Origin of the sequence: Tabrizicola sp. (genome assembly GCF_031377265.1) — a bacterium.
Lineage (GTDB): Bacteria > Pseudomonadota > Alphaproteobacteria > Rhodobacterales > Rhodobacteraceae > JAUYQR01.
Genome location: NZ_JANMET010000030.1, coordinates 1 through 5,851, shown reverse-complemented (window position 1 = coordinate 5,851; position 5,851 = coordinate 1). Strand labels below are relative to the sequence as shown.

Here is a 5,851-nt window from a genome sequence, read left to right as displayed (position 1 = left end):
CGCCGCCCGATGATTTGGGCGACGCGGCCTTTGGCGGGGTCAGGGGTTGACCACCGGGGCACCAAGCGTCGGCGCGCCCAGAGCGGGCAGTCCGCCTTGTCCGTCGGTCGACCCAAGCGGAACCAGCTTTGGCACGGTGATCGTGACGGTCGAGGGGTCAACCTGCACACCCTTGTAATGCATCACCATCTGGGGGAAGGCGATCACCAGGCCGATCATGACCACCTGGATCACCACGAACGGCACCGCCCCCCAGTAGATCTCGCCGGTGGATACCCCCGCCGTCCTGATGCCGGTAACCTTGTCGAGATAACTCGACCTTGGTGCCACCGATCGCAGGTAGAACAACGCAAATCCGAAGGGTGGGTGCATGAACGAGGTCTGCATGTTCACCCCGAGGATGATCCCGAACCAGATCAGATCGATCCCCAACGCCTCGGCCGGGGCGATCAGCAGCGGCACGATGATGAAGGCCAGCTCGAAGAAGTCCAGAAAGAAGGCCAGAAGGAACACCAGGATCGACACAAAGATCAAAAAGCCGGTCTGCCCGCCGGGTACACCGACCAAAAGATGTTCGACCCAGATCTGCCCGTTCACCCCGTAAAAGGCCAGCGAGAAGACCCGCGCGCCGATCAGGATGAACATCACGAAGGCCGACAGCCGCGTGGTCGACGTCAGCGCCTGCTTGATCACCGTAAGGTTCAGCCGGTTCTTCATGGCCGCCAGCAGCAGCGACCCGATTGCCCCCATCGCCCCGCCTTCCGTCGGCGTCGCGATGCCAAGGAAAATCGTGCCAAGCACCAGAAAAATCAACGCCAGCGGCGGGATCAGCACCATGATCACTTGCTGGGCCAGCCGCGACATCGAATTGAAACCACTGGTCTTATCCACCAGCGCATAGACGTAGATCGCGATGATGCCCACGGTGGCGCCAAGGATATCGGCATTCGCGCCCTGTGTCTCATAAAGCCAGAGATGCGCACCGTAACCCACACCCACCACCGCAATCAGCGCCACGATCAGCGAAGTAATCCCGTGGCCCAGCGTGCGCGCTTCAAGCGGCAAGGCAGGTACCCAATTCGGCCGCACGATCGAAACGATAAGGACGTAGGCCACATAAAGCCCGGTCAGAACCAGCCCCGGAATGATCGCGCCGGCATACATGTCACCCACCGAACGACCCAGCTGATCGGCCAGAACGATCAGCACAAGGCTGGGCGGAATGATTTGTGCCAACGTTCCTGATGCGGCGATGACCCCGGACGCGACCCGCCGGTCATAGCCGTAGCGCAGCATGATCGGCAGCGAAATCAAGCCCATCGCGATCACTGACGCCGCCACCACGCCGGTCGTTGCCGCCAGCAGCGCGCCGACAAAGATCACCGCATAGGCAAGACCGCCCCGGATCGGGCCGAACAACTGACCCACCGTATCCAGCAGGTCCTCGGCCATGCCAGACCGTTCAAGCACGATCCCCATGAAGGTGAAGAACGGGATGGCTAACAACGTCTCGTTCGACATCACGCCGTAAAGCCGCGATGGCATGGTGCCAAGCAGGCTCCAGTCCAGGGTGATCGTGCCTGCAGAATAGGGTGCGAGCCAGACACCGATGGCAAAGAACAGCAAGCCATTTGCGGCCAGCGAAAACGCAACTGGATAGCCAAGCAGCAAAAAGATGATCAGCGAAGCGAACATGATCGGTGCCATGTTCGTGGCGATAAGTTCCATCATGACCGCTTCTCCCCGGCAGCTTTTTCCAGCTCCGCAACTTCTTTCGCCAGAGCCGCGCCTTCAAGTTCGGCCGCCTCATGCGCCGACACGAACGGATGGGGGTCGTCTATCAACCCCTGCATCACGGCCACTTTCTTGATGATCTCGGAAATACCCTGAAGGATCAGCAAGATGAAGCCAGCCGCAAGGATTGCCCGTGCGGGCCAGACCAGAAGCCCGCCAGAATTGCTCGACGATTCAGAAATCCGGTAGGCCTGCCACGCGTAGGGCACCAGCAGGACCGTCATCAGGATCACGAAGGGCATCAGAAAGAACACGTGCCCGATCAGGTCGATCCAGTGCCGGGTGCGTTTGCTGCGGGTTCCGTAGAAGATGTCGATGCGGATATGCTCGTTCTGCTGCAGCGTGTAGGCGGCTGCCCCCAGGAACGCCGCGCCAAAGAGATACCACTGCATCTCAAGGTAGGCGTTAGACGAAAAGTTGAACACCTTTCGCATGACGGCATTTCCGGCAGAGATGATGATTGCCAGAAAGATCAGCCACATCACCGATTTTCCGACAAACTCTGTTACACGGTCGATGCCGCGCGACAGGGCAATTAAAGCCTGCATTTTTCCCCTCCCAAGGTCTCCGCCGTCTGAGTGCGCGGCGTGTTCTGTCCAAACTGGTAATAAAACTTGTCCAATTATGCCAGTTTGAGGTCTCACGTCAATGCTGACGAGAGGGGAGGGTCTGAAACAGCGTGATCAGGCAGCCGCGTCGGTTGTCGCTGTCTTTGCGGCTGTCAGCTTTTGCCCGACATCAACGATCGCCTGAATCACCGGTTTGAACTCTTCTCCCAACTCTGTCAGCGCATATTCTACGGATGGCGGCGAGGTGGCCAACACGGTTCTGCTAACGATGCCGTGCTCCTCCAACTCGCGCAAGCGTTGTGTCAGCACCTTGGCCGATACGAGGGGGATATCGACCCGCAGTTCCGAAAACCGGCGCGGGCCAGAGCTGAGATACCAGATGATGTTTGTCGTCCACGCCCCGCCGATGAACGACATGCAGACAGACAGGGCGCAGGGCGGGTGGCTGGTGCGGTTCTTGCGGCGTTTTAGGGGCATTTGATCCTCCGGTTACCTCATGGATACTGGATTGTATTGGTTACCTCAAGTACTTTAGTTACCAAAGGTTATCTTATGGGTTAGCAAGTGCTCCTCAGGATGTTTAACGAGGAATGCTGAAATGAAACTCTACTTCAAGCCTGCGGCCTGCTCGATGGCCTCGCATATCGTACTGTCCGAGATCGGTGGCGCGTTCGTGGTGGAACAGGTTAACACGAACACGCGCATCACCGCGTCAGGTGCTGATTTCAACGCCGTGAATCCCAATGGCAAAGTACCTGTTTTGGAGGTGGATGGCGAAATCCTGACCGAGGGCCCGGCGATCCTGCAGTTTTTGGGCGACCGTGCGGCGGATGATCGGTTGACGCCGGTAGGCGGCACCTTGGCGCGGGCGCGCGTGAACGAAGTGCTGAATTATGTCGGCACCGAGCTTCACGTCGCATTCAGGCCGTTGTTCAACGATGCCTCGACCGATGCCGAAAGAGAAGCGTCCCGCGTGGCTGTGGCTGGCAAGTTTGCCTGGCTGGAAGATCGCCTTTCGGATGGGCGTAGCCATATGACTGGCGAGAATTTCACCATTGCCGATGCCTATGCCTTCGTGGTGGCCAATTGGGCCAACTTCACCGGCATCGCGCTGGAACGCTGGCCCAATCTGAAAGCCTACGTCGAACGCGTTTCCGCCCGCCCTTCGGTTCAGCGCGTGCTGCGTGCTGAAGGCCTGATCAACTGAAAGCTGGAGGCACCCTTCAATGACCCAATCAGATTATGATGCCGTGATACCGGTTCTGCAGACCTACTTCGACGGGCTGCACCACTCCGACACCGTGCGTTTAAGGCAGGTGTTTCACCCCAAGGCACAGTATGTTTCGGTCACGGAGGGCACTCTGCTGTACCGCGACATGGCTGAATACTTCCCGGTCGTCGATGCGCGGCCTTCACCGGCCTCGCGAGGCGAGATCCGGCGCGATGAAATCGTGTCGATCGAATTCGCCGGACTGGTTACCGCGCGTGCCGTGGTGCGTTGCGCCATCGGCGCAAAACGCTTCACCGATTACCTGACACTGATCAAGCTCGACGGTCGTTGGCAGATAATCTCCAAAGTCTTTGATTTCTATCAGGAGGCCTGAGATGCCCTACGTCAACATCAAGATCACCCGCGAGGGTGCCACTGCCGAACAGAAGGCCAAGCTGATCCATGGGGTCACCGACCTGTTGCAGCGGGTGCTGAACAAGGCCCCGGCCACCACCTTTGTGGTGGTCGATGTGGTGGATATGGAGGACTGGGGCATCGGTGGCCTGCCGGTCGAAGCCTACCGCGCCAGCCTGAAAGCCGCAAATGGCGGCTGATTCGCTTCGCGATGCGTTGCTGATGCTAGCCGCGGGGGCAGGGGTACCTGTCCTCGCTAGCCTCAACGCGGCGCTTGGTCAACGGATCGGATCGCCTGTGGCTGCGGCGGCGGTTCTGTTCGCGGTCGCCTTTGTCGTTGTCGCCGGAGGTTTGATCCTGTCTGGCGGGGCAGGGGCGTTGCGTCTGGTGCCTGCGCAGCCAAAGGCCCTGTTTCTGGGCGGGGTGCTGATCGCCTTCTATCTGGTGTCGATCACCACTGTCGCCCCAAGGTTCGGCCTGGGCAATGCGATCCTGTTTGTGCTTTTGGGGCAGATCGCTACCGCCGCGCTGATCGACCATTTCGGATTGACAGGGTTGCCGCCACGGCCGGTGTCGGCCTTACGCCTCTGGGGCCTTGGGTTGATGGCCGCAGGCGTTGTGGTCTGCCAAAAGGCTCAGAGCGGTGCCTGAACCGGGCCGATAAGGTCCCAGCGGTTGCCGAACGGGTCGCGCCAGACGGCCACTGATCCGTAAGGCTCATGGCGCGGGGCTTCCTCGAAGGTCACACCTGCGGCCAGCATCATCGCATGGTCGCGGGAAAAGTCGTCGGTCTGCAGGAACAAGAACACCCGGCCGCCCGCCTGATTGCCGATCGCGGCATGCTGTTCAGCCCCTTCTGCGCGCGCCAGCACCAGCCGTGCCCCACCCCCAGGTGGCGCGACCGTGACCCAGCGCTTGCGGCCCTGATCGATATCCTCGCACAAGGTAAAGCCAAGCTTGCCCACATAGAACGCAATCGCTGCATCATAGTCCGGCACCACCAGCGCCAGCGCGGAAATCCGGGCCTGCGATGCGGTCATTCCTTGATCCGGGTGTCCGGCAGGTTGATCCGCGCCACCTGTTCCGAGATCGGGTCCACCGACAATGGATGCAATTCAGACCCGTGGTCCGCCGGGTCGCCAATCGGGCACCAGCCCCCGTTTTTGTAAATCTCGACGGCGGAAAACCCGGCCTTGTAGCCCATCTTGCGGCTGCCCGGCACCCAATACCCAAGGTAGACATAGGGCAGCCCTGCTTCGCGCGCGATGGCAACATGGTCCAGGATCACATGCGTGCCAAGGCTGAGCTCCGCCAGATCCGGGTCATAGAAACTGTAGACCATGGACAGACCGTCGTCGAACACATCGGTCAGGCAAACCGCTGCAAGCGGGCGGCCACGCTCGCCGTCCTGCGCGGGGCGGGTGTATTCGATGACCCGGCTTTTGATCGGAGTTTCCTCGATCATCGCCGCAAACTCGAAGATATCCATGTCGGCCATCCCGCCATCGGCGTGGCGACTGTCCAGATAGCGGCGGAACAGGGTGAACTGATCTTCGGTGGCCCATGGGCTGGTGGCATTGCGACGCAGGTGTGCGCTGCGGCGCAAAATCCGCCGATGGGTCTTTGAGGGTACGAAATCCGCCACCCGGATGCGGGCCGAAAGGCAGGCTGAACATTCCGCACAAGAGGGCCGATACAGCACATTCTGGCTGCGCCGAAAGCCCTGCTTCGACAGTGTATCGTTCAGCAGCTGCGCATGTTCGCCTTGCAAGGCAGTGAACAGTTTCCGCTCCATCCGCCCGACAAGATAGGGGCATGGTTGCGGGGCCGTCACATAGAACTGAGGCGCGATGGGCAGGGAATG

General features: G+C 60.1%; 9 protein-coding genes. 4 read left to right on the top strand and 5 right to left on the bottom strand.

Annotated elements, in window-relative coordinates; genetic code table 11:
- Positions 1-39 precede the first annotated feature (39 nt).
- The 3 genes from RMO18_RS01800 to RMO18_RS01790 all read right to left on the bottom strand — a co-directional run bounded on the left by RMO18_RS01800 (position 40) and on the right by RMO18_RS01790 (position 2,840).
- Positions 40-1,731: a TRAP transporter large permease subunit gene (locus RMO18_RS01800; protein WP_309663589.1), complete on the bottom strand. Its 1,692-nt coding sequence runs from the start codon at positions 1,729-1,731 to the stop codon at positions 40-42.
- Positions 1,728-2,342 (bottom strand): TRAP transporter small permease subunit, encoded by a 615-nt coding sequence (locus tag RMO18_RS01795; RefSeq protein ID WP_309663588.1) that lies wholly within the window; start codon positions 2,340-2,342, stop codon positions 1,728-1,730. The genes RMO18_RS01800 and RMO18_RS01795 overlap by 4 nt, the downstream gene beginning before the upstream one ends.
- Positions 2,343-2,477: 135 nt before the next feature.
- Positions 2,478-2,840, bottom strand: coding sequence for a helix-turn-helix domain-containing protein (locus RMO18_RS01790; RefSeq protein WP_309663586.1), 363 nt, complete (start codon positions 2,838-2,840; stop codon positions 2,478-2,480).
- A 121-nt stretch (positions 2,841-2,961) separates the two neighbouring features.
- Between RMO18_RS01790 and RMO18_RS01785 the strand changes: the two genes are divergently transcribed.
- The 4 genes from RMO18_RS01785 to RMO18_RS01770 are packed head-to-tail and all read left to right on the top strand — an operon-like array spanning position 2,962 to position 4,638.
- Entirely contained in the window at positions 2,962-3,570 is a 609-nt protein-coding gene (locus RMO18_RS01785; protein ID WP_309663584.1) for a glutathione binding-like protein, read from the top strand.
- Positions 3,571-3,589: 19 nt separating this feature from the next.
- Positions 3,590-3,967 (top strand): nuclear transport factor 2 family protein, encoded by a 378-nt coding sequence (locus tag RMO18_RS01780; protein WP_309663583.1) that lies wholly within the window; start codon positions 3,590-3,592, stop codon positions 3,965-3,967.
- A 1-nt stretch (position 3,968) separates the two neighbouring features.
- Positions 3,969-4,187, top strand: a complete 219-nt coding sequence (locus tag RMO18_RS01775) for a 4-oxalocrotonate tautomerase family protein (protein WP_309663581.1) — start codon at positions 3,969-3,971, stop codon at positions 4,185-4,187.
- Positions 4,177-4,638, top strand: a complete 462-nt coding sequence (locus RMO18_RS01770; RefSeq protein ID WP_309663579.1) for a DMT family transporter — start codon at positions 4,177-4,179, stop codon at positions 4,636-4,638. The genes RMO18_RS01775 and RMO18_RS01770 overlap by 11 nt, the downstream gene beginning before the upstream one ends.
- Here the strand turns inward: RMO18_RS01770 and RMO18_RS01765 are convergent.
- On the bottom strand, positions 4,623-5,027 hold the full coding sequence (locus tag RMO18_RS01765; protein WP_309663577.1) for a VOC family protein: 405 nt from the start codon (positions 5,025-5,027) through the stop codon (positions 4,623-4,625). The genes RMO18_RS01770 and RMO18_RS01765 overlap by 16 nt on opposite strands.
- On the bottom strand, positions 5,024-5,851 hold an 828-nt coding region (locus RMO18_RS01760), incomplete at its 5' end, for an arginyltransferase (RefSeq protein ID WP_309663576.1). The genes RMO18_RS01765 and RMO18_RS01760, both read right to left, overlap by 4 nt.

Excerpts from the sequence above, each read along its gene's own strand:
- RMO18_RS01800 (WP_309663589.1), bottom strand. The coding sequence starts at position 1,731 with ATGATGGAACTTATCGCCACGAACATGGCACCGATCATGTTCGCTTCG.
- RMO18_RS01795 (WP_309663588.1), bottom strand. The coding sequence starts at position 2,342 with ATGCAGGCTTTAATTGCCCTGTCGCGCGGCATCGACCGTGTAACAGAG.
- RMO18_RS01790 (WP_309663586.1), bottom strand. The coding sequence starts at position 2,840 with ATGCCCCTAAAACGCCGCAAGAACCGCACCAGCCACCCGCCCTGCGCC.
- RMO18_RS01785 (WP_309663584.1), top strand. The coding sequence starts at position 2,962 with ATGAAACTCTACTTCAAGCCTGCGGCCTGCTCGATGGCCTCGCATATC.
- RMO18_RS01780 (WP_309663583.1), top strand. The coding sequence starts at position 3,590 with ATGACCCAATCAGATTATGATGCCGTGATACCGGTTCTGCAGACCTAC.
- RMO18_RS01775 (WP_309663581.1), top strand. The coding sequence starts at position 3,969 with ATGCCCTACGTCAACATCAAGATCACCCGCGAGGGTGCCACTGCCGAA.
- RMO18_RS01770 (WP_309663579.1), top strand. The coding sequence starts at position 4,177 with ATGGCGGCTGATTCGCTTCGCGATGCGTTGCTGATGCTAGCCGCGGGG.
- RMO18_RS01765 (WP_309663577.1), bottom strand. The coding sequence starts at position 5,027 with ATGACCGCATCGCAGGCCCGGATTTCCGCGCTGGCGCTGGTGGTGCCG.